This is a genomic window from Pseudoalteromonas sp. TAB23 (genome assembly GCF_000498075.1).
Classification (GTDB): domain Bacteria; phylum Pseudomonadota; class Gammaproteobacteria; order Enterobacterales; family Alteromonadaceae; genus Pseudoalteromonas; species Pseudoalteromonas arctica.
Window position 1 is genome coordinate 103,022 of the sequence record NZ_AUTP01000324.1, and the last position, 23,604, is coordinate 126,625.

At 37.4% G+C, this 23,604-nt stretch carries 21 protein-coding genes and 1 tRNA gene; 19 read left to right on the forward strand and 3 right to left on the reverse strand.

The window, feature by feature from the left end:
* Positions 1 to 42 precede the first annotated feature (42 nt).
* The gene (gene eno, locus L654_RS0121590; protein ID WP_024589994.1) at positions 43 to 1,341 is read left to right on the forward strand and encodes a phosphopyruvate hydratase; all 1,299 of its coding nucleotides are present in this window, start codon (positions 43 to 45) and stop codon (positions 1,339 to 1,341) included.
* A 188-nt stretch (positions 1,342 to 1,529) separates the two neighbouring features.
* On the opposite strand, the gene mutH is transcribed toward eno, so the two are convergent.
* Entirely contained in the window at positions 1,530 to 2,201 is a 672-nt protein-coding gene (gene mutH, locus L654_RS0121595) for a DNA mismatch repair endonuclease MutH (protein WP_024589993.1), read from the reverse strand.
* Between the two features lie 684 nt (positions 2,202 to 2,885).
* On the opposite strand from mutH, the gene rppH reads away from it, so the two are divergent.
* The 18 genes from rppH to L654_RS1000000128605 all read left to right on the forward strand — a co-directional run bounded on the left by rppH (position 2,886) and on the right by L654_RS1000000128605 (position 20,635).
* The gene (gene rppH, locus L654_RS0121600) at positions 2,886 to 3,404 is read left to right on the forward strand and encodes an RNA pyrophosphohydrolase (RefSeq protein WP_002958704.1); all 519 of its coding nucleotides are present in this window, start codon (positions 2,886 to 2,888) and stop codon (positions 3,402 to 3,404) included.
* A 229-nt stretch (positions 3,405 to 3,633) separates the two neighbouring features.
* Positions 3,634 to 5,898: a phosphoenolpyruvate--protein phosphotransferase gene (ptsP, locus tag L654_RS0121605; protein ID WP_007583118.1), complete on the forward strand. Its 2,265-nt coding sequence runs from the start codon at positions 3,634 to 3,636 to the stop codon at positions 5,896 to 5,898.
* 90 nt (positions 5,899 to 5,988) lie between these two features.
* On the forward strand, positions 5,989 to 6,798 hold the full coding sequence (locus tag L654_RS0121610) for a sulfite exporter TauE/SafE family protein (RefSeq protein WP_024609026.1): 810 nt from the start codon (positions 5,989 to 5,991) through the stop codon (positions 6,796 to 6,798).
* 13 nt (positions 6,799 to 6,811) lie between these two features.
* Positions 6,812 to 7,615 (forward strand): prolipoprotein diacylglyceryl transferase, encoded by an 804-nt coding sequence (gene lgt / locus L654_RS0121615; protein WP_024609027.1) that lies wholly within the window; start codon positions 6,812 to 6,814, stop codon positions 7,613 to 7,615.
* A gap of 10 nt (positions 7,616 to 7,625) precedes the next feature.
* Positions 7,626 to 8,477, forward strand: a complete 852-nt coding sequence (locus L654_RS0121620; protein WP_024589990.1) for a thymidylate synthase — start codon at positions 7,626 to 7,628, stop codon at positions 8,475 to 8,477.
* A 23-nt stretch (positions 8,478 to 8,500) separates the two neighbouring features.
* Entirely contained in the window at positions 8,501 to 9,379 is an 879-nt protein-coding gene (gene galU / locus L654_RS0121625) for a UTP--glucose-1-phosphate uridylyltransferase GalU (protein ID WP_024589989.1), read from the forward strand.
* Between the two features lie 341 nt (positions 9,380 to 9,720).
* The gene (locus L654_RS0121630; RefSeq protein ID WP_024589988.1) at positions 9,721 to 10,404 is read left to right on the forward strand and encodes an SPOR domain-containing protein; all 684 of its coding nucleotides are present in this window, start codon (positions 9,721 to 9,723) and stop codon (positions 10,402 to 10,404) included.
* Positions 10,405 to 10,775: 371 nt separating this feature from the next.
* Positions 10,776 to 11,330 carry an SPOR domain-containing protein gene (locus L654_RS0121635; protein ID WP_024589987.1) on the forward strand — a complete coding sequence of 185 codons (555 nt, stop codon included), beginning with the start codon at positions 10,776 to 10,778 and terminating at the stop codon, positions 11,328 to 11,330.
* Between the two features lie 115 nt (positions 11,331 to 11,445).
* The gene (locus L654_RS0121640) at positions 11,446 to 12,048 is read left to right on the forward strand and encodes a DUF4402 domain-containing protein (RefSeq protein ID WP_024589986.1); all 603 of its coding nucleotides are present in this window, start codon (positions 11,446 to 11,448) and stop codon (positions 12,046 to 12,048) included.
* 3 nt (positions 12,049 to 12,051) lie between these two features.
* Entirely contained in the window at positions 12,052 to 12,534 is a 483-nt protein-coding gene (locus tag L654_RS0121645; RefSeq protein ID WP_024589985.1) for a DUF4402 domain-containing protein, read from the forward strand.
* A 9-nt stretch (positions 12,535 to 12,543) separates the two neighbouring features.
* The gene (locus tag L654_RS0121650) at positions 12,544 to 13,374 is read left to right on the forward strand and encodes a fimbria/pilus periplasmic chaperone (protein WP_024589984.1); all 831 of its coding nucleotides are present in this window, start codon (positions 12,544 to 12,546) and stop codon (positions 13,372 to 13,374) included.
* Positions 13,375 to 13,408: 34 nt separating this feature from the next.
* Entirely contained in the window at positions 13,409 to 16,306 is a 2,898-nt protein-coding gene (locus tag L654_RS0121655) for an MSCRAMM family adhesin SdrC (protein ID WP_225305789.1), read from the forward strand.
* Positions 16,307 to 16,316: 10 nt separating this feature from the next.
* On the forward strand, positions 16,317 to 16,946 hold the full coding sequence (locus L654_RS0121660) for an SPOR domain-containing protein (RefSeq protein WP_024609028.1): 630 nt from the start codon (positions 16,317 to 16,319) through the stop codon (positions 16,944 to 16,946).
* Positions 16,947 to 17,002: 56 nt separating this feature from the next.
* Complete coding sequence (locus L654_RS0121665) at positions 17,003 to 17,596, forward strand: FlgO family outer membrane protein (protein WP_007583140.1); 594 nt, start codon at positions 17,003 to 17,005, stop codon at positions 17,594 to 17,596.
* Between the two features lie 13 nt (positions 17,597 to 17,609).
* Complete coding sequence (locus tag L654_RS0121670) at positions 17,610 to 18,302, forward strand: FlgO family outer membrane protein (RefSeq protein WP_007583141.1); 693 nt, start codon at positions 17,610 to 17,612, stop codon at positions 18,300 to 18,302.
* 7 nt (positions 18,303 to 18,309) lie between these two features.
* Positions 18,310 to 18,978, forward strand: coding sequence for a FlgO family outer membrane protein (locus L654_RS0121675; protein WP_024609029.1), 669 nt, complete (start codon positions 18,310 to 18,312; stop codon positions 18,976 to 18,978).
* Positions 18,979 to 19,050: 72 nt separating this feature from the next.
* Positions 19,051 to 19,125 (forward strand) — tRNA-Arg (locus tag L654_RS0121680).
* 1,384 nt (positions 19,126 to 20,509) lie between these two features.
* Entirely contained in the window at positions 20,510 to 20,635 is a 126-nt protein-coding gene (locus L654_RS1000000128605; protein ID WP_263640638.1) for a hypothetical protein, read from the forward strand.
* A gap of 607 nt (positions 20,636 to 21,242) precedes the next feature.
* Here the strand turns inward: L654_RS1000000128605 and L654_RS0121695 are convergent.
* Together L654_RS0121695 and L654_RS0121700 are read right to left on the reverse strand one after the other, a co-directional pair.
* Positions 21,243 to 22,331, reverse strand: coding sequence for a hypothetical protein (locus tag L654_RS0121695; protein WP_024609030.1), 1,089 nt, complete (start codon positions 22,329 to 22,331; stop codon positions 21,243 to 21,245).
* Between the two features lie 83 nt (positions 22,332 to 22,414).
* Positions 22,415 to 23,287: a polysaccharide lyase family 7 protein gene (locus L654_RS0121700; RefSeq protein ID WP_024609031.1), complete on the reverse strand. Its 873-nt coding sequence runs from the start codon at positions 23,285 to 23,287 to the stop codon at positions 22,415 to 22,417.
* Between the last annotated feature and the right edge of the window lie 317 nt (positions 23,288 to 23,604).

Sequence of the window (23,604 nt, forward strand, 5' to 3'; positions counted from 1 at the left end):
AGTTAGCTGAACTCACCATTTTGGGAATATAGAGGAATCAAGATGTCAGAAATCGTAAAAGTAATCGGTCGCGAAATTATGGACTCGCGTGGTAACCCAACTGTTGAAGCAGACGTACATTTAGCAGATGGCTCTTGGGGTCGTGCAGCAGCACCTTCAGGCGCATCTACTGGTACTCGTGAAGCATTAGAGTTACGCGACGGTGATAAATCACGTTACTTAGGTAAAGGTGTATTAAAAGCAGTTGGTTATATCAATAACGAAATTGCTGATGCTTTAAAAGGCCAAAGTGCATTAGATCAAAGCGCTGTAGATAAAGTGATGCTAGATTTAGACGGTACCGAAAATAAAGAAAAATTAGGTGCAAACGCAATCTTAGCTGTATCACTAGCAACTGCGAAAGCAGCTGCACAGTCTAAAAAAGTTGAGCTTTATGAACATATCGCTGACTTAAACGGCACGCCAGGTGTTTACTCTATGCCACTTCCAATGATGAACATCATCAATGGTGGTGAACATGCAGATAACTCTGTAGATATTCAAGAATTCATGATCCAACCTGTTGGCGCTAAAAACTTCCGCGAAGGCCTACGTATGGGTGCTGAAGTATTCCATAGCCTTGCTAAAGTACTTAAAGCTGATGGTCATTCAACAGCGGTTGGCGATGAAGGTGGTTTTGCACCAAACCTTGCATCTAACGAAGCGGCTCTTGCTGCAATTAAAGTAGCTGTTGCAAACGCAGGTTACGAGCTAGGTAAAGATATTACTTTAGCGATGGATTGTGCTGCGTCTGAGTTCTACGACAAAGAAGCAAACATCTACGACCTTAAGGGTGAAGGCAAAAAATTCACTTCTGAAGAATTTAACTTCTTCTTACAAGATCTTACTAATCAGTACCCAATCGTTTCTATTGAAGATGGTCTTGATGAGTCTGATTGGGATGGATTTGCACATCAAACTAAACTAATGGGTGATAAAATCCAATTAGTAGGTGATGATTTATTTGTAACAAATACTAAGATTTTAAAACGTGGTATCGACAACGGTATTGCTAACTCAATCTTAATTAAGTTTAACCAAATCGGTTCTTTAACTGAAACTTTAGCTGCAATCAAAATGGCTAAAGACGCTGGTTTTACTGTTGTTATTTCTCACCGTTCTGGTGAAACTGAAGATTCAACAATTGCTGATTTAGCGGTTGGTACTGCTGCAGGTCAAATTAAAACAGGTTCACTGAGCCGTTCTGACCGTGTTGCAAAGTACAACCAATTGCTACGTATTGAAGAGCAATTAGGTGATAAAGCACCGTACAACGGTCTTAAAGAAGTTAAAGGTCAGTAATTCTATTTTATATAGAATCTAATTTTTAATTTTAGATGATAAAATCCTCGCATAAGCGGGGATTTTTTATGCCTGATACTTTTTCAAAGAGATGAGAATAAGTTGTAGCGTTAAGCTTGCTGGCGCGCACGCAGTGCGAAAAGAGGGTACTCACAAAATGGCTCAACAATTAATATTTTATAACACAGTTAAAGCTGAAACTGCTGCTTTAAAATATCACCTGTAAAACTGGTTTTTAAGTAAAAGCCACGGGGTAGGGTTTTAATTATTTGCCCATTTGGACCAATAGCATCAGTCACTATTTTACTATGAGCAGCTTTAGGGCGTATTTGCATCGCATCGCCTAAATGGCCTGATATTTCGTCGACTCTACCTAGCGCAATTAGCTCCATTTGCTCTTCCCAGTCGCGCTGTAATAAAGCGTCCTGTTCAGGTGAGGGTTGCCACAAAAAGCCGCTGCCGATGGTTCTATCAAACGGGGCAATATCACGTTCGCTTAAAATTGGCAGCCATAAAACATGATTTAGTTTTTTACGTACAGAGCTGGTATGCCAAGTCATTCCTGTAACGTTCATTAAAGGTGTAACCGATACAAACGTAGTTTCAAGTGGCCTACCTTTATAGGAAATAGGGAGTGTTTTTAGCTCAATTCCTAAATCTTCAAAATCCGGAAGTGGTTTTGAGCCCGCAGTAGCACCTAGTACGTATTCAATTAACTGACCAGTCCAACCTTTTTCGCGCAGTAAATCATCTGGCGTTTTAAAATTATACTTGTTAGCAAGCTGCCCTAGAGTTAATCCGGCAATATTATTAACGCGTTGCATTAAATCGTTAATTGAGTGTGGTTTTGTAGGTCGCATGTCATGCCAATTTTATTAAAATATGAATATTATAGAGGTTTAATAACTCACTAACTACGTTGAAATTACTTATGCGGAGAAACTGCATATGATAGTTTTTTGTTATTGAGCTACTTTTTATTGCGATTATAAATGTCAATTCAACGTAATCAGTATTCTTAATTTCGGTTGTATAAATATCATAGCCATGATAGCAAATAGGCTAAGCCGTGGATATCTCTAGAGTTGTGTGTTTTTTGCTCGCTTGTTGTTTGGGTTAATTTTGAGCATATTGAAATTAAGCTGCTTTACTTTAAGTTACTGACTCAGTTGGTTTTTTTAATGTTGTACATTCAGTTTTGATTAAGCAATTTAAAAGTTGTAAGGATAAATACAACTATATGAACATGTTTATCCACAGAATCTGTGGAGAAGCCAAGTTTTTAGATCTAATATTGTGGATTTGTTTGCAAAATGAGCGTGTTTTACAAAAGTTATGCACAAACTGTGAGTAACTAGAGGAAAACAAGAACCGCAATAGCCTTATTAAGTTATTTTCCAAATATTTACCCACTCTCCATTAATTTATCAATGTACTAAAAGCCCAAACTTAGCTTACTAATCGGGTTGGGTATAATAGTATTTGCCGTATTGCGGCTAATGTGGAACAATCATTAAAAATCGACTTACAAATGAGGCACTAAGGTGATTGATGCCGAAGGTTTTCGTGCCAATGTCGGAATTGTGATTTGCAATAATCAGGGACAGGTTTTTTGGGCCAGACGTTATGGTCAACACTCTTGGCAATTTCCCCAAGGTGGTGTTGATGATGGCGAAACTGCAGAACAAACCATGTACCGTGAATTACACGAAGAAGTAGGGTTGCGACCAGAAGATGTAGAAATAGTCGCAAGCTCAAAACATTGGTTACGCTATAAATTACCCAAACGATTAATCCGCCGAGACTCTAGTCCGGTGTGTATTGGGCAAAAACAAAAATGGTTTTTACTAAAATTACGCTGTAAAGACGAAGATGTAAATTTACTTAAAACCCATCATCCAGAGTTTGATGATTGGCGCTGGGTAAGTTATTGGTATCCTGTAAGACAGGTTGTATCGTTTAAACGGGATGTTTATCGACGTGTAATGAAAGAGTTTGCTCCTTTCGCCATGCCTTTTAATAAGAGAGAACAACATAAAGATCATTGGCGAAGTAAAAGGTAGTTAACTAGGTAACCTGAACTCTGGATAATAAATCTATCTCGAGCAGCTATTTTCAGCGCTAACTACGTTGAATTTACTTGCAATAGGCCAGCTATTGACGCGTAAGTTCGCCTTGTTTTCACTGAAAATCTCTGGCTAGAGAAAATAAAGTTAAATATCACCATGATTCAATATGTTAGTAAATCTCTTAACCAGAGTTCAGGTTAAGTATAAAATAAAGGAGCAGGACATGCTGGCTACACTGAGATCTATTGCGGAGTCTGTATCGCGACAAGCGAATTTAGACAGCGCATTAGTGTGCTTTGTGCAAATGGTTAAAGATGCCATGAAAACCCAGTGCTGCTCCATTTATTTTGCAGATTACAGCCAGGACAATTTTGTACTTATGGCAACCGAAGGGCTAAACCCCGATGCGGTAGGTAAGTTTAGAATTGGTTTTACCGAAGGTTTAGTTGGCCTAGTAGCGCAACGCGAAGAACCTATTAATATTGCATTTGCTAAATCGCATCCTCGTTTTAAGCTCTCCCCCGAAGTAAACGAAGAAGGCTACAACGCTTTTTTATCTGTACCCGTTGTTCATCAAAAAAAAGTACTGGGCGTTATTGTTGTCCAACAAAAAATGGCACGTGTATTTAGCCAAGACGAAGAGTCGTTTTTAATAACGCTTTCTGCTCAACTTGCATCACAGTTAGCGCATGCTGAAATTAAAGAAATACTACGCCAAGATGAGTCATCTCATCAAACGTCTGTTTTAAAAGGTGTATCGAGCGCGCCAGGAATAGGTATAGGACAAGCATTTGTTGTATTACCAAAACTTGATTTTAAATCTATTGAGCTTTTAAAAGACAGTGACGTCACTGAGCAGCGTCGTTTGTTTACTCAAGCTGTAGCTGCAACGCGCAAAGAATTTAATACCCTATCGATGACGCTAAGCGATTCTATTCCGCACGAAGCTCTTGCGGTATTTGATGTGTATCAACAACTGCTTGATGCTAAAAGTTTAGGGCATAATGTTGAAATGCAATTACAAGAAGGCTGGTGTGCTAAAAGCGCCCTAAAAATTGTAATAGAGCGTTTAATATCTCAATTTAATGCCATGCAAGACCCTTATATAAAAGAGCGTGCTGTTGACGTTAAAGACATTGGTCTTCGCGTATTACACCACCTTGTAAATACCGAGCACGCTGTTAAAAATTATCCGGCCAACACTATTTTAATTGCTAATACCTTAACACCCGCCATGCTTGCTGAAGTGCCAAAAGGTCACTTAACAGGCGTTGTAAGCGTAAATGGCTCTGCAAATAGCCATGCTTCTATATTAACGCGTGCGATGGGGATCCCTGCCATTTGGGGTATAGAAGATTTACCTCTACTGCAGTTTAATGGCAAACCGATGATTTTAGATGCATTTGCTGGGCGTTTATATATATCGCCTTCACAAATGCTGATGGACGAATACACTGAGTTACAGCATCAAGATAACCTACTTAATAACCGCTTTTTAGCTGAGCAAGACTCAGAATCAATTACGCTTGACGGTGAACATGTTAGCTTATTATTAAACGCAGGCCTTGAGCTTAATACTGAGCAAAGTAGCGCGCATATTTGTGACGGTGTGGGGCTTTATCGAACCGAAGCGTGGTTTATGCAAAAGGGTCAGTTTCCTTCGCAATCAGAGCAAGAAAATTGGTACCGAGAAGTACTAACTAGCTATCATCCTAATCCTGTGGTTATGCGTACATTGGATATTGGGGGCGATAAGGTACTTGATTACTTTAATATTACCGAAGAAAACCCATTTTTAGGTTGGCGTGGTATTCGTATTAGCCTTGATCATCCAGAGTTATTTTTAGATCAACTAAAAGCGATGCTTAAAGCAAATATTGGTTTGGGTAATTTAAAAATAATGCTCCCTATGATCAGTGGCACTGAAGAAGTTGATGAGTCACTTGCGTTATTTGAACAGGCTTATTTTGAGTTAAGTGAAAAATACCCAGAGCAAACCATAGAAAGACCCGACATAGGTATAATGCTAGAAGTACCTTCAAGTGTATTTATGCTTCCTGAGTGGTCAAAAAAAGTCGATTTTTGCTCAGTAGGTAGTAACGATTTAACACAGTATTTATTAGCAGTAGACAGGGCTAACGCACGTGTAGCCGAACTTTTTAACCCTTATCACCCAGGTGTACTAAGAGTACTAAATAAAGTGGCGCACGAATGTGAGCAATATGAACTGCCATTTAGTTTGTGTGGTGAACTAGGCGGCGATCCTGAAGGTGCTATTTTGCTTATTGCCATGGGTTACAGACGCCTTAGTATGAACTTATCATCGCTTAATAAAGTGAAGTGGGTACTTAGGCGTTTAAATGTCAGTGACATGGAACAACTATTAAGTGAATGTTTAGCGCAATCCACAGCCAAACAAGTACTACGTTTAACGCGAAGCTTTATGCTAGAGCATAAATTAGGTGATTTGTTTTACACCCCCAAATAAGCTTGTACACCTAATTAATTGCAATACACAGATGCTATTAGTTTTATAATCCTTTAATATATAAACCTTAAAAGGGTATTTGAGATTACTATGTATGACTTAGGTTTGTTAGTCGCAAGCTGCGCACTACTAGGCTGTATTGTTGGGTTTTTAGCTGGGTTACTAGGCATTGGCGGCGGTTTAATTATCGTTCCAGTACTAAGCACTCTGCTACTCTCATTTAATGTAACGTCGACTGATCATGTATTAGTAATTGCTATTGCAACCTCACTCGCTTCTATTTTATTTACTTCAACGTCTTCAGCGCTGGCTCATCATAAAAATGATAACGTGCCTTGGGCAATCGCCCCGTGGGTTATGTCGGGTGTGGCTTTAGGTGCACTTATTAGTGGCTTTGCAGCAAGTTTAATCCCTGAACAAATATTACGTACAGTGTTTGCTATAAGTGCTGTATTTATTGCAGCAAGAATGGTGCTCTCCGCGCGTAATAAACCGATGTCAGAAAAACCGTTGCCGGCTGGTCCTATTTTAGGGGGCGTTTCTGCAATAATGGGCGGGTTATCAGGTTTAATAGGGATTGGCGGCGGAGCTTTAATAGTACCGATGCTTAATTATTTTTCGGTTGATATAAAAAAAGCAATTGGCTGCGCGGCAGCGTGCGGAATTGTTATTGCATTATTTGGCTCTATTGGTTACATCAGCGCAGGCTGGCATGTTACCGATTTAGAGCATGGTTTTGCCGGGTTTGTTTATTTACCTGCATTATTCGGGATTGTTATTACCTCGTGGTTTGTTGCGCCCATTGGCGCCAAAGCAACTCACTATTTACCTGTTAATACAATTAAGAAAGTTTTCGCGGTGCTGCTTGTAGTTATCGCAATTAAAATGGTTTTTAGCTAAAGGTTTATTTTTTATGGCACTTGAGTTTCCTCAAATTGATCCAATTATTTTTTCTGTTGGACCGCTAAGCGTACGTTGGTATGGCTTAATGTACTTAATAGGTTTTGCATTTGCGATGTGGTTTGCTAATCGTCAAGCGTCAAAGCCAAATTCGGGTTGGACTAAAGACCAAGTAAGCGATTTACTGTTTTACGGCATGTTAGGGGTAATACTAGGTGGGCGTATTGGCTACGTATTGTTTTACCAGTTTAGTTATTTTATAGAAAACCCACTGTATTTATTTAGAATAGATCAGGGCGGTATGTCGTTCCATGGTGGCACACTTGGCGTTATAACCGCCGTCGCAATTTTTTCGTGGACGCGTAAAAAGTCACTGCTTCAAGTGGGCGACTTTGTTGCACCACTGGTTCCTGTAGGGCTTTTAGCCGGACGTATTGGCAACTTTATAAACGGTGAGTTATGGGGCCGAGTTACCGACGTGCCATGGGCAATAGTATTTCCAACGGGCGGTCCGCTTGCGCGTCACCCATCGCAATTATACGAAGCATTTTTTGAAGGCTTAGTGCTGTTTTTAATCCTGCAATGGTTTATTAAAAAACCACGTCCAGCAGGGAGTGTAGCCGGTGTATTTTTATTAGGTTACGGCGTGTTTAGATTCTGTATTGAATATTTCCGCCAACCCGATGCACAACTAGGTTTATTTGCCGACTTTATTTCAATGGGACAAATACTTTCACTTCCTATGATAGTGGGTGGTTTAGGCTTATTAATTTGGGCATATAAGCAACCAGAACACGTTAAAACAGCTAAGGCATAATAAGAAAAGTATGAAACAATATTTAAAATTATGTCAGCGTATTGTTGACGAAGGTCAGTGGGTCGAAAACAAACGTACAGGTACGCGTTGTTTAACCGTTATTAATGCCGATTTAGAATACGATGTGGCTAATAATAAGTTTCCAATGATCACGACGCGCAAAAGTTACTACAAAGCAGCGATTGCTGAGTTACTAGGATATTTACGCGGTTACGACAGCGCTGAGCAGTTTCGTGAGATTGGCTGTAAAACATGGGATGCCAACGCGAACGATAACAACGCATGGCTTAATAACCCTAACCGTAAAGGTGAGGATGACATGGGGCGTGTTTATGGCGTACAAGGCCGTGGTTGGCAACGTCCAGATGGCTCAACGCTTGATCAGCTTTCCAAAGTTATTGATAACTTAAAAAATGGCATTGATGACCGTGGTGAAATAATCACGTTTTATAATCCAGGTGAGTTTGAGCTTGGTTGTTTGCGCCCGTGTATGCATACGCACACTTTTTCACTACTTGGCGATACGCTATACTTAACGTCATACCAGCGAAGCTGTGATGTACCGCTTGGCCTTAATTTCAATCAAATTCAGTGTTTTGTGTTGCTTGCGTTAGTGGCTCAAATTACCGGCCACAAAGCGGGTAAGGCGTATCATAAAATTGCTAATGCACATATTTACGAAAACCAACTTGAACTGATGCGAGACGTGCAGTTAACGCGTGAGCCATTTGCGTCACCTCAGTTAAAAATTAATCCAAAAATTACATCATTAGAAGACATAGAAACGTGGGTAACACGAGACGACTTTGAAGTAACAGGCTATCAATGCCATGAAGCGATTCAATATCCATTTTCAGTATAATAAAAGATTAAGGAAAACATAAAATGAAAGCAGTGATCCCAGTAGCGGGCCTTGGTACTCGTATGTTACCAGCCACTAAAGCAATTCCTAAAGAAATGCTTCCAGTGGTAGACCGTCCTTTAATTCAATATGTAGTAAACGAAGCCGTTGCTGCAGGAATTAAAGAAATAGTGTTAGTGACGCACTCAAGTAAAAATTCAATCGAAAATCACTTCGATACAAGTTTTGAACTAGAAGCTACTTTAGAAAAGCGTGTTAAGCGGCAATTACTTGCCGAAGTGCAAGCAATCTGCCCTAAAGACGTAACCATTATTCACGTACGCCAAGGTGAAGCAAAAGGCTTAGGCCACGCTATTAGTTGTGCAGCGCCTATTATTGGTAACGAACCGTTTGTAGTTATTTTACCAGATGTAATTATTGATGATGTAGAGAGCGATCTTAAAAAAGATAACTTAGCAGAAATGATCGCTAATTTTGAGAAAACCAAGCACAGTCAAATTATGGTAGAACCAGTACCAATGGCACAAGTTAACCAGTTTGGTGTGGTTGATTTAGGTGATGTTGACTTAAAGCAAGGTGAAAGCTCGCCAATATTTAATATGGTAGAAAAGCCGCCAGTAGATGAAGCTCCATCAAACTTAGCTGTAGTGGGTCGATACGTATTAAGCGAAAATATCTGGCCGTTACTTGCAAAAACTCCGCAAGGTGCAGGCGACGAAATTCAATTAACTGACGCAATTGCGATGTTAATGGAACACGAAAAAGTAGATGCATACGCTATAAAAGGCCGCAGCCACGATTGTGGAAGTAAAATTGGTTACTTAAAGGCAACGATTGAATTTGCACTTCGTCGCGATGAATTTGCCGATGAATTAAAATCATTTATCAAAAAACTGATTTAACAGTTAACGAAAACATGAAAGGCGCCTATATCGGCGCCTTTTTTTATGAGTTTTATCAGGATCAAAATTAGAAAAGGAATAGCTCTAAAATAAAAGTTTTTAAGTCATTACAGACATATTGTTATTTATGTTGTAAAGTTTGTGTTAATTGGCATTGAATTTGTATTAAATAATGCTCTCAAGGAAGGGATGGAGTATGCAACGTTGTGTTTTACGAAACACTGACAAGCATGCGAAGAGCTAGTTTTATGGCTCACAGCTTAAATAAAGTTAAACGCTTTCTTGTGAGAATGTTTAACTGAAATGTAGTGTAAAAACACTGCTTTCAGGACAACTAATACATGTTTATATATAAAAAAAATAACATTGGGCTTTTACTTAGCTTGCTAATGCTTTTATTTGGTACAGCATGCAGCGTCTCGCCTGAAATAAAAACCATTGATGAACAACCTCAAAGTAACTCGCCTGACTACGTATCAATTACAGCCCTTGAACTTGCTCAGCTAAAAGATGCCGCAATGCAGTGGCAACAAGCTCGTGAAGGCATAGAGCGAATTTTAAGATTAGAAAAAGAAATAACTTACCTCGTAAATCATATTGATATTATAAACAGCAAAGCTATTGCGCAGTCTAATCAAGGGTACAGCAGCAAGTCTGTACGCTCACCACGAAACACACGCAATGTTAAGTCACGCCAACAAGCTAAACAAAACTACAGTGATAAAAAACAAACTGTAAAATTAAATACACCTAAACATGTATTTGCTTTGCAAGTAGCTTCGGTTGACTCCGAGCAAGGTGTGGCTAAAGCATGGCAAGAGCTAAATGCTAAAGCAGCGCCGTTGTTTAGAGACAAAATATTGACTAACGTAGAAACCGCCAAAATAAACGACAAAATGTTTTACAGGCTGAAACTTGGCTCTTACCAAAACTTTAAAAATGCAAAAGCAGACTGTGACGTATTCAAACTGTACAAACTCGATTGCATAGTAAGTAACTACACTGATAAGCCAGTAAAGCTTTAGCGCACAGCATGTAATATCAATCTACAATAATACCTAATCAATTTGAAGGATTAGACCTGACGCTAACTTCGCTAATAATTTTTGATATACGACGGCATGTATGCCGGAGTTAGAGCAATGCAGCAACAATTAGTGATACCAACTAAATGATGAAATTTTGCCTTGTTATCGATATGGCTTTTCTTACCTCAAAATAGACTACTTAATTAAAAAGTTGCTATAAAGTGGCGCAAAATTTGCTTTGATTTATTATCTTGGTTAGTAGAGTGCATTTTGCAATGCGGTATTTTAAGTCTTGTCATTTAATATCAGTTTTATTCTTATCTTTTTATTTATATGGATGTAGCAGCGCAACTGTAAATAACGAGAGCGTGCAGCATTCTTTAATTACTGATAAACAAGTAAAAGAGTATGTTTCGCAGTGGCACTTACAGCAAGAAAGCATTGGTCGTTTAACTGCTATGGAAGATGATTTACAGCTGTTAATTATGGCGTTATCGTCTCGAAGTGAATTAACTGAAAACCCTCCTTTACTCATGCAAAATAAAACCGATATCACCTATGGTAATCAGCCTTCACAGAATTTGGAACCGACGGCACTAAATAACACTCCCGAAGTAAAAACACCAAACTTACAAAATTCAGAACTCACCTTAACAGATGAAACTAAAATTGGAGCACAGCTTGGTTGGTATTTAAAGCCAGAGCTTGTTAAAGCAAGAGTCGAAAGGCTTAAGCAATTATACCCCAGTGCATTTACTCAATTTAATTTTACTATGTTTGAACGTAAAAATAATAATATGACTTTGTATGGATTACGTGTAGGTCCATTTAAAAACGATGCTCAAGTAAGTGCGTTTTGTTATTTAGCTAATCAGCTTGATCAAGCATGTAATATTGCTGCTTTTGTCGGAAAGCCAATATAATTAATAAATTAGGCCTTTTAAACTTATATAGTATTAAAGTATTTGTACTAATAGTCGATACTAACTATAGTTGGGCAAATATTTGATAAAGCCCATTTTCTTATAAGGATTTAGCATGAAGTTTTATTTATCTGCATTAGCTGTAGCCACCGTGGTCAGCTCGTTTAGCACTTATGCTGCTACAGAGTCATTTGAAGCGAAAGTAACGGTACAAAATGCTGTAGTACTCACAAAAGATAACGATTTAAATTTTGGTACTATTCGTGCTATTTCAGATCCTACAGGCAATCTGCAAGCTACGCTTACAATTAATCCTGATCCTGATGCAACTAATGTTACCTCGCAAGACGACGCTGCTGGTAATGTGGCAACTATATCAATAATTGAAGGTGGTGAAGCGGGTGCTTTTAGTGTGTCAGATGTAGTACCAAATTCTATTTTAACCATTAGCGACCCAGTAAATACTTTAGTACAACCTTTAGCTGGTCAAGGGTTGAATGAACCTGATTTTACTGTAGGTACTTGGACTTACTTTATAACGAGCGGTACTAATGCTGGTGGATTATATACAAGTGCTACGCCCAACCTACAGGCTGGTGTTGATGGCGCTGTATCATTTAATATAGGCGCGACTCTTTCTACTTCATCAAACGCATCAAGTGTGGATTACCCTGATGGTGAGTATTCTGGTAGCTTTAATATTGAAGTGTCATATTAATTAGTGTTTAAACAAACAATGCGCTTTTTGTATGTTTCTGCTTGGCTTTCGTTAATGTTTAGCGAGCAAGCCTATAGCGCAAGCATACAACAAGAAGCGCTTAATTTTGGCACTTTAGTTATCCCTCAAAATAATACCTTAAGCTCTATAACCATTAGCCATGAAGGTGAAACAACCACATTTGGTAATATTTACGTATTAACTGAGGGTAATCCCGCAGAACTTTTATTTACCGATTTACCTCCCCTTACTCAAATATCGTTTAACAAAACGAGTGACTCTACATTGCAAAGTGAAGCACTAGGAGCTAATAGTGCCAAGTTTTCGGTTGTATTAGTAGATTTACCAAGAACGCAAACTAGCGATGAGTTTGGAGAGCTTTTACTCAAAGTAGGTGGCCGTTTAATAACGACAGGGACTAGCCAAAGTTACTTAGATGGTAGTTTTATTACTGACACCCAATTAGAAATTACGATTGATTACTAAAGGAAAAACATGCTTTATAAAGTTGTAGTGCTGCTCGCACTGAGTGTATGTATTTTAGGAAAAAATGCATACGCAAATTTACTTATCTCTCCAACCCGTATTAGTTTTGATGAACGCCAACGAACCGCTAAAGTTACAGTAATTAATACAGGTGATGAATATCAAACATATCGTGTTTTATGGAGTGAGAAGCAAGCGCAACCTAGCGGTGGCTACATACAGTTGGCAGAGGCTACAAGCGAAAGTTTAAGTTCAATGGCACGTTTGTCACCAAAACAAATGCGTTTAGCACCTGGTGAAAAACAAACAGTAAAAATAGCAATACGTAAACCTAAAGGCCTAGCTTCTGGTGAGTACCGCTCTCATCTTCTATTTCAAGCATTGCCTGGTGAAAATACTAATAAAACAAGCTCAATAAAAGTTAATATGATTATGAGCTACAGCATTCCTATTTTGTTACGTAAAGACATGAAACAGCCAGAAGTTGCCATAGAGCAAGCTCAACTAGTGCTAAATGAAAGCAATCAACGTCCTCAGTTTTTATTGAATATAAAACGAGAAGGTAAGTTTAGTAGCTACGGTAAATTAAGTGCTTACTTTGTTGATAGCAATAACGAGCAAGTTAAAATTGCAGAAATTGGTAATTTAAGTATTTATCCAGAAGTGGATAATGCGTTTGTAACCCTTAGTTTATTTAGTGACAAAAATTTAGATAAAACAGGAAAAGTCATTTTTAAATATGAAGGCAGTCAAGAATATAAAGACCTTACATTTGCACAATACACTCTGCCTTTAACTTCACAATCACTTAATGTTTTAACAGTGAATGACGCTAAATAATTTATTGTATGCACTATTACTAAGCATAAGTAGTTTGCTTAGTAATAGTGTAATCGCTAATCCTAATTCTTCCGTAGGGGATGCTTTAACAACACTACGCGCAATTGAACTAAAGCTAACTAAGCCCGTTGAAGTAATTGATTATAAAAACAAAGAAAATCAGCAACAGCGAATCGCCACAGGCGAGTTATTAATACTTTCGCTTTATTTAAACTCATACTACTTAGGTGAAGTTGCAGCAATTAAAAGCGAGCAAAGTGTACAAGTTAGTTTAAGCGACTTATTTGACATTCTACAATTTGCAATGAATGTTGATGCTAGCAATCGAATTGCTCAAGGTGTTGGAGCAAATCAACAACCTCTTTTTCTAAATGCAGCGGTTACACCCGCTGTATTTACTAGTCCTACACAGAGCTACTTATTAGCAAAAAATCAAATTACCATTGAAGATGATATTTATGTAGATATTCAAAGTTTACATAATGCTTTAAATCTAGAGTTTAATATTGATTACCCAGATTTAGAATTACTTATAAGCTCAGAGAGCCCCTTACCGGTTGAACAACAAAGATACAGACAGTCGCGCAACCTTAAATCACCTAACAAAAGATCGCCACCTACGCTGCCATGGAAAGCTAGCCCATATAAAGCGCTATCTTCTCCGGTTGCCGACTTACAACTAAATTTTACCGCGAGCGATGATAGGCATTCTACGAACTATTCACTTTTAGGCACTCAAGACTTTGCGTATTTATCTGCAGAGTATTTTTTGTCTGGACGAAGTACTGACTTACTTACCAACTCTAGGTTAACGTTTACAAAGCAAAACTTAGACAAAGAAATAAAAAACGGCTTCATGCCTACTGAAATATCTTTTGGTGATGTTATCGCCACGCAAGTTGGTAATAGCTACAGTAGTCAGTATGCCCGAGGTGTTAAAGTTTCTAATAATGTAACCAATAGAAAAATAGTCAATAATCAAATTAACTTAAGCGGTGCTATACAGCCAGGTTGGGATGTAGAGCTGTATCGTAATGAAATATTAATAGACCAGCAGCTTAGCCTCGCAGATGGGCGTTATATTTTTGATAATATAAACCTATTATTTGGAGCTAATAATTTTGAGCTTATTTTTTATGGGCCTCAAGGTCAAGTTGAGCGTAAAAGTGATTATTACTTTGTGGACGGAAATCAACTTAAGCAGGGACAAGGTAACTATGAATTGTCGGTTACTGAACAAGGCAAGCAGTTACTAAATAACAATGTTTCAAGCTCGCAGGGGCAGGGTTGGCAAATTGCGGGTAGATATGAGCAAGGGCTTACAGATAATATATCTGTATACACTGCTACATCAGGTCAAAAAAATACAGATGACGATCTACTTAAGTATGCATTTGGTACCAACATAAGCTTATTTGACCGATTATTATTAAATGCGAATGTTGAAAAAAATAATAACAATGAACAAGAATTTGAATTTACAGCCCGAACTCAAATTGCCGAACAATCACTACTTTTTAGCGCTACAAATCGTACCGACGAACAGCAGCAAGATTTTAACAGCTACCAAATAAATTTAGCTGGTGGGCTAATGAATAATACCTATGGACGCCTTTCTTATCAAAATAACGTCCTATATGACGATAGTGATATTAGAGGGCGTTTTAAACAAGTACGCAACCAGTTCAACTACTCATATTCAGGATTTGCACTAAGTAACCAATTGCTGTGGCAACAAGACGATAGCTCTAAGAGTACTTTTGGAACAACACGTTTTCAAAAGCGCTTTGGGAGAACCTACACAAGGTTTGGTATAGATTATAGTATATCGCCAGTAAGTGAGCTTGTTAGTTACGAGGCTGAGTTTAGCCGCAACTTGGGCCGAGATTTACAAGCGGAACTTACTTTAACTGATTCACTTCGTAATAATATTCAATCGGCCGAATTAGGGCTCAATTGGCAAAGCGACAAGTTTAGTTTAACGAGTAACTTAAACTACAACAGTAACGATGATTGGCGGCTCGGTATTTATAGCCGTTTTAGCTTAGGTTTTGATGTTGAACACAATACATATTTTGTCTCTAAGCGCAGCTTAACTAACACGGGTAGCTTAATGTTACGCGTATTCTTAGATCAAAATAATAACGGTATTATGGATGATGATGAGCACGGCGTTGCCGGCGTAAAAGTAAAAGGCGTTCACAATTATCGTCAAGCAATTACAGACGAACATGGCGTTGCGCTATTAACTTCAATGCCAGCAAATCGTACAACAGATATAATACTTGATAGAAATAGTTTTGAAGATCCGTTTTTAATACCAGCTAACGAGGGTTTTTCTATTACCCCAAGGGCTGGTTTTGTAGAGTATATGGACTTCGCATTAAATAATGCAAGTGAAGTGGAGGGAGTTGTTTATCAACAAAAAGGTGATACAACACAGATCCAACCCTTTGCAAATATAGCGCTGTTGAATGAGAAAGGGGATCAAGTTGCACAAACTCAAGCAGCATATGATGGCTATTATTTATTTACAGACCTTAAACCGGGGCAGTATAAAGCAGTAATTGATGATGAATATAAACAACGCAAGCAGCTAAAAAACACTCAAAATATAACAGTTAATTTATCGCCTCAAGGAGATGTAGTAATGGGCGTTGATTTAACGTTAAAGGCGCTCAGTGCAACAACTGGAAGCATTGCCAATGCAGGAAGTTTTAGTTCGTTAAATATCTTAAAAATTTATTACCGTTTAATAGCACCACGAATAGAGCAGCAAGAAGCTTTTTATATGCATGATAAAGCTAAAAATAAATTTATTTTAGCCTTAGCGTACGCAACAAACAGTTCGCCAGAGCTTATTTCTGTATGCGACTCAGTAAAAGCGCAAGGATTAAAGTGTGTTGTTGAAACACATAAAATACTCCATTAAAGGAATTAGGATGAAAAGAGTTCAATGTATATTTTTAATCAGTGCAATGTTGCTAAGTTATGGTTGTGCAAATAATAAAGCAATTGATGGAAGTGCTACTCAGACCAACGTAACTGACGAAAAAAGCTACGTAAAAATAACAAAGCAAGAACTTGAAACTTTAAAAATAAGCTCCCAGCAGTGGCAAAATATGAAGCCAGAACTTGCGCGTTTATTACTTATTGAAGAAGACTTAAGCTTACTAATATCGCAACTCAATACAATTGCAAAAGAAAATGAGCAGAAAAACGCACCAGTAATAAAAGCAGAAATCGTTCATACCAACAAAATTAATCGCTCCAATTTACAATTAAAAAAACCAGTTGATCCTAAATTTGCTTTACAAGTGCTTTCAATAACGCAAAAAGAACAACTCTCTTTAGCTTTTAGGCAACTACAAAAAAAGCTTCCTAGCTTACTAGGCGATAACTTTGTGATGAATGTTGAAACAATAAATGTAAAAGGAGTTATGTATAACCGTTTAAAGCTAGGCGCATACATAGACAAAAAAAACGCTATGGCTGACTGTCAAAAATTAAAGAGCCAAAATATAAATTGTTTAGTTAGCTATTACGTAGATCAGCCCTTTATCGCACAATAGTTAAGTCGGCATACAAATTGCTTCATCCTCAGTATGTTTTGAAGAGGATGGCAATTATGCGCCTTTTACTGCCTTTATTATTTTTAAATTTAGCTGCTTGTAACTTGGTGCCGCCGCCAGAACCAAGTGTGCCTACAGATGCACCTAAAGCAGCCATGGCTCCTTTTACGGTTAATGACTATGTAGTTAATTTAACGTCGCAACTTAACCACCTAAACGGAGCATTAAATGCTAATGCACGTGTTGGCGTTAGTAGCTTCTTTTATGCAGATGCACTAGATACAAAATTAGTGACAGGGCAGGCCTCAGGCTTAAGTCAGCAGATCCAAGAAAGTCTGCTTACACAATTTACTCAACTGGGTTATCACACCGTTGAGTACAGACTTGGGAATAACCTCTCTTTATCAGAAAACTCAGACAGTATTTTAAGTCGCGATTTAAGTAAATTACGTAATCGCCAAAATATTGACTTAGTTATCACAGGAACAGTGACTCGTCAGCAGCATGCATACATAGTTAATGCACGGCTTGTGAATATAGAAAATAAACAGGTGCTCTCTGCGGGAAGTACCGAGATCCCAATTAATGTAATGTGGGGCAATGAGAAAATTCAGCAGCGTGACGGACTTTTATACCGAAGCGAATACTAATTTGGAGCACAAAATGAAAAACCTATTAATTACATTATGCTTACCACTGGGCTTTGGTTGCTCTCAAATACTAGGCACAATGAATACAGACACCACAACACCACAAAGTGAGCAAAGCAACCAACTGGTGAGTAACCAACGCGACGTTGCAGCGCCTGTTTCTGACGATAACTTATTTCAGTCAGGAATGGCTCCACAAGATAACTACACAAAAGCAACACCGCCAATGCGCAAAAATATTAACCATTATGTGCGCGGCATAATGCAAGACATGGTTGAAAACTTACAGTATGTAAGTGAACAAACACCGTTAGCTGTTTCGAGTTTTATTTTTTTAGATGAAGACTACAACGATGGTAGCTTACTAGGAAACCAAATTGCAGAAAGCTTCATGCATGAATTACACAGCTTTGGTGTACCCGTTATTGATTTTAAAACAACTGATTATATGCGTGTTACCTCAACAGGCGACTTTGTATTTAGTCGCGACTATTTAGAGCTAAATCAAGATCAAAACTTTAAATATGTACTAGCCGGTACGCTTGTAAACCATCAAGGTGGTGTACTTGTTAATGCACGTATTGTTGGGCTAGAAAGTAAGGCCGTGGTAGGTTCTGCACAAGGGTTTATTCCACAGTCAGTTGTTGATGCGCTTAATAGTAGCTATCGCACTGATGGCATAATGTTAAAACAAGCAAGCAAGTGAGATAATTATGTATAGTAAATTATTTAACCGCTTTATCGTTTTTTTTGCTTTAGCTAATTTAACTGGTTGTGCCTTTACTCAAAATAATGAAAGTGCTGAAATGAATGCATCTTCAACCACACAAGTAAATTATGACTTAGCAAGCATGCTTAAAACAGCCGAGCAAAAATCAACTCAAGATGATGCTAACGGCAATCAATTTACACCACTTCAGCACCATAAAACACTTGCTAACTATGTAGAGCAAATGGCACTTGATTTGGTTGATACGCTTGAGTTTGAAAGTGATACCAACGCCAATATTAATATTGCCGTTACTACCTTGGTCGATCTTGACTCATCGCTTACTAAAAGTAATCAATTAGGTAATCAAATTTCTGAAACGTTAATTCATCAGTTACAAAAGTTTGGTTATGGCGTGGTTGATTTTAAAACCACTCAAACAATAGATGTAAATAGTCGTGGTGATTTTGCTTTTTCGCGCGATATTGAAAAGCTTAGCGAAGATCAAATGGCGAGCCATGTATTAGCGGGTACATTAATTTATCGCAGTGATGCTGTTGTTGTAAATACACGTGTAATTAACGCGCATACAAAAAAAATCGTCGCGAGTAGTCGAAAACTAATCCCAATTTATGTACTAAATAAAGAAGATATATACTTATCAAGCAATTAAGTTCAGTTGTCGCTTGATATAAAAAACCAGATGCCGTTATAATTCACACCTCTAAGCACACAGCTTGTTTGTGGCCTCTTAGTTAAATGGATATAACGGCCCCCTCCTAAGGGGCAGTTGCAAGTTCGATTCTTGCAGGGGCTACCAATTAAATCAATAGTTTATGCATCACATTCCTTTTTCTTAATTTTTTATAGCACATTTATAGCAATCTAAATTGAATTGTTATAATTTTAGAAAGCCTATTTATACCTTCTTAATACCCCGCTGATTTTTGTATAGTGATTTAATTTATGAGTGCCTAATAAATGTAAAAGTAGTTGGTTGAGTTCATTTGTACAGATGTAAAGTTAATAGTTTTTCTACTTGAAGGCTTATTTAGTTTATTGGAATTTATAAGCCTTTGATGCATAATTGTTTACCAATACCATAATTGTCCGTTGTGGTATTTTTTTTAATGGATATGAGAATAATAACCGAGGATTGGTAATTCGAATGAACAATAGTGTATTCAAATTATGAAAGTAGTTATCTTATCAGGTGCAGGACTTTCTGTTCCTTCGGGTTTACCTTTATATGAAAACATCAAAGAAACTCCTGAGTATAAACAGTTTCAAGTAGCTGATGAATCTGAATTATTGAAGTTAATTGAGAGTATTAGATATAGATATGCAGCCTTCAAGCCAAATAAAGCTCACGATGAATGTAAATACCTTGAGACATACTGTGATTCAATTGGTGTAGAGTTTAAACATTACACACTTAATATTGATGATTTAATCGAAAAGTCAGGTGGAAGTGCTATACATATACACGGCTCTATTACTGAACCAAATAGTATTGTTAGTTTTAAAGATATTCCAAGCATAGATCCTTGTGATTTAAAATGGGAACCAAATGATATTTTAATTGTGTTGGGTGTCAGCAATACAGGTTTTCCATTAGCTGCTATTGAAGACAATGTACTTTCAAGTGGAGCAAGGTTTTTAAACTACAATGTGGTACCCAATAATGAAACTAGTACTGACACGGTTCTAGGTGATGTTGTAGATACTTTTAGAGCTCTTGATCATAATAATTTGCCACAGGTTGAGTTCATCGAAGTTGATTTAGGCTATACTGTAAGCAAGCTCGAATGTAATATCATGGGTGATGAGTACACAGTATATATACTTCCCTCGACTGAAAGTGATTTTAGTGCAGAAAGACTTAAAGAAACCGAATCGTTAATAGGGATGGAACTCGACGAAAATTGCTATGAGATTAAGTTTGATCTTAAATCTAATATTGAAAATGAAACTCCATTTGAGCGACCAAAGGAACCAGCTACAAGAAAGCAACTAAACTTGCTAGGTAGGGTTATTTCTGGGTTAATATTATCTCACTCTATAGATAACGAGGCTACGGCTTACACTGCGTCNGTCAGCCGCAGACAAAAGACTTGTCTCATTTTACAATTTGCTTGCAAAGCGGTATGTTTATCGACTAGAATATGAACCATGGTGTGGTTTTGGTAATGACGGAGTAGATTATGCGTTCAAAAAGAAATGAAGTGACTAATCAACGTAAAGTTGAAGCTATGCGTAAGCTATCAAAAGCTTGTGATATTGCGATTAGAGCTGGTAAAGCAAAAAAAGCGATCCTGAACCCACAATAAATTAATAGCTTTATATTTATTTTAAAAACTGACTGTTATGTCAGTTTTTTGTTTTTAAACTGCACGTAATATGTGCTCTTTAGTCTCCACTTTTAGTACTCAAGTTTAATAAAACTTATTAACCGACACGCATTGCTGTCAAACTATCTCTACATTACTCCGTGTTTATTCTCTTTCTATTTAATTTATATTATTTAAAAAATGAATTTATAGAATATCACCTTATAGCTCTAAGCTGACAATGAAGTAACCGCGTTTTTATATTACTTAGTACAGTTATATACAGAACTCCAAGTAAAAGCCTTTTTGCCATTCTGGCAAGTAGCTACCTATAGGTGATTTTGGCTTTTTCTTGTTGTTTGAGATGAGCTAAAGCTCTCTTAGTCGCTTTGGCTATTTGAAATGCTGTGTTTAACTGCAATTTTATTTAAAAGAGATAGCTTTAGCTAATACGTTATAGCTTTAGGTTATGCTTTTTCGACCTTCCATGAATAGTGTCTTGTGCTATTACCTTTTTACAAGCGGTTTTACCCGCGAACCACAAGCCTTTTACTTTGAGTATTAGTTCACCATTGCAATGGTTTTGTAGACATTAGTATTTGCCTGCTTAATTTTTAATTTGTTTATATTCTTGGTAGGTAATATAAAACAACTCTTTTAGCGTGCTTTGTGCTGCCTGGTTTAGCGGGTCTGATTGATTACTAGCTATGTTTAATAACAGTTCTTTGAGCTGATTTGAGCGAGGTACAATGCCAGTGTGAAGCCCACTTAAAATCTCATGGCGTGTTTCAATATCATAGTTAGAATCTATAAATTGGCTTGCCATATGCTCGCGTTCTTCGTTGTTGCTAAATTTTAATGCGTTATTAATAAGTTGGCTGCGGTTAGTAGTATTGCTAGTCGCTAATAGGTTATTTATTCGCGTTAATATTTGCTCTTTTTCGTAGTTATCCATATGAAAAGGTTTTAATAAAGTTAATGCATCTAAAACAATGTGCTCAGAGTCTTCAGCGTAAATTGCGACATCAGCAAGGGCAGTTTGAATACGTGGATTTTCAATATTATTATTTAGGTTTGCGGCAAGTAATAAGAACTGTTCTTGTGATTTAATATCATCATTTTGACTAAGCTCAAGCGCAACATTCGTTAAGGCAAGGCTACCTTGGTGTTCAGGTAGTTCTTGTAAAATAGATACAATATGATGAAATTCTTTTGACTCAAAACTGAGTGTCCTCATATGATCAATTAAGTTAGCTTGTTCATCGGCAGAGGTGACGAGTAAGTTTTTAAATGAATCGAGCGCTTCTGCTATTTCACCTTGGTCAGCATAATTCCCCATTTCAGATAATATAATCACTTTGTTTAATATTGATATGGCATCGTAGGTGTCACTGCTTTGAAAGTGAGCCTCAACAGGGTTAACAAAACTTTCGTTGGTATGGTTTGGAATAACCTTTATTTTGCTTTCTGGCGGCTTGTTTAGGTTTTTATTAGCTAGGCGAGTATCTAATTTTTCGTGGTTAGTAAGTGTGAGTTGTTGAATGTTTTTTACTTCATACGATTCAACTTCTCCCGTAAATGAGTCAAATACATCTAATAAAGCAGTAGAATAACCACATAGAAAAGCGAGGGCCATCAACGTTAATGTAGTCGATTTACTTTGCCATTTTGTTGCTTTGTTTTTGCTTTTTGTCATGATTGTGCTTATTCATAATTTATTTATATTAGCGCTAAGTAAAGCTCGTCGTATATTTGACGAGCTATACATATAACTAACGCTTAATAAAACTTTAAGTTTTTAGTTGCTACTTTTGCGCTACCATCTGTGTTTATGTAAACACCTGTTTTGAGGTAGAGTTTTTTATCTTTCCAGTCAGCGTTATTTCTTAAATCGATAGAGCTTCCAGTTTTTACTTCTGATTTATTGCCATCACCGTCTTCATCGTAAATATCTTTACGTGGCAAGTTAATATATGAGTCGTTAACCTTCAATCTTAACTTTCCGTTAAATAAACCTAGTCTATAAGTTTTAAATGTTTCGTCGTAATTGCCTACATAAATATGTGTGAAACAATCAGTTCCTGAGCAGTTCATGGTTCTGCGAAGTGAAAGGTAGATCCCTTCAGGCGAGTTGTTGTATGCATCTTTTTGTTCGCCAGCTGCAGCCCACTTAAGTGCGGCTAGTGGCCCTTTTTGTCCGCTTTCATCTACGTGCACTTGTGCAAAAATGGCTTTTCCTAGGTTTGATGATTTAGATACAAACTTTGAATTAATTCGGATGTAGCGGCTTGATGATGTATTTTCGCTAATTTTAAACTCGCGTTCCTCACGAAGCTCTGATCTATTACTATCACCCGATTCATAAAAGTAAAGAACGGAGCCATCTGAAGTTGTATAAAAATGGTCGTTTTTCGAACTGCTGTTTTTAATTTGGCTTTGTGAGTAGCAAGTTGTTGAGCTTGGACCAACCTGTAACTTAGCTTTTTGTACTTCTGTACGTTGATTGCCAGAAACATATCCAGGTGCGTAAGAGCCGCTAGGGGCGTTACCACTGTAGTTACACGATGCTAATGCTTTACTAGGTGTAAAGCTTAATAAAGTAATAGCTACAGCAGATGCTTTAATCATTGGTGTTATATATCTTTGTTGCATTATGTTCTTCCATGTAAAAGTAGTAAGCCTCTGCTCTTATTTATTAAGGCTTGCTAGTTAATTGGTTTTAAAATTGGTAAGGTTTTATTTTGGCTTCTTACTATCCAATATGTTATTTTTATATTTACAATTTTGCAACTTATATTTTTTCTTATTATTGGCTTTATTTTTCTTATAGTTAGAAAAAAACTTTGATTTTTTTTTGGTTAACCAATTTATTTTCAATAAAGTTCGGAACTGTGAAAAGTAATGCACTAATGAACGGAATTATGTATAGACGACTGCTAGTCTCGTAAGTTTAGGTTGGTTAATTTACT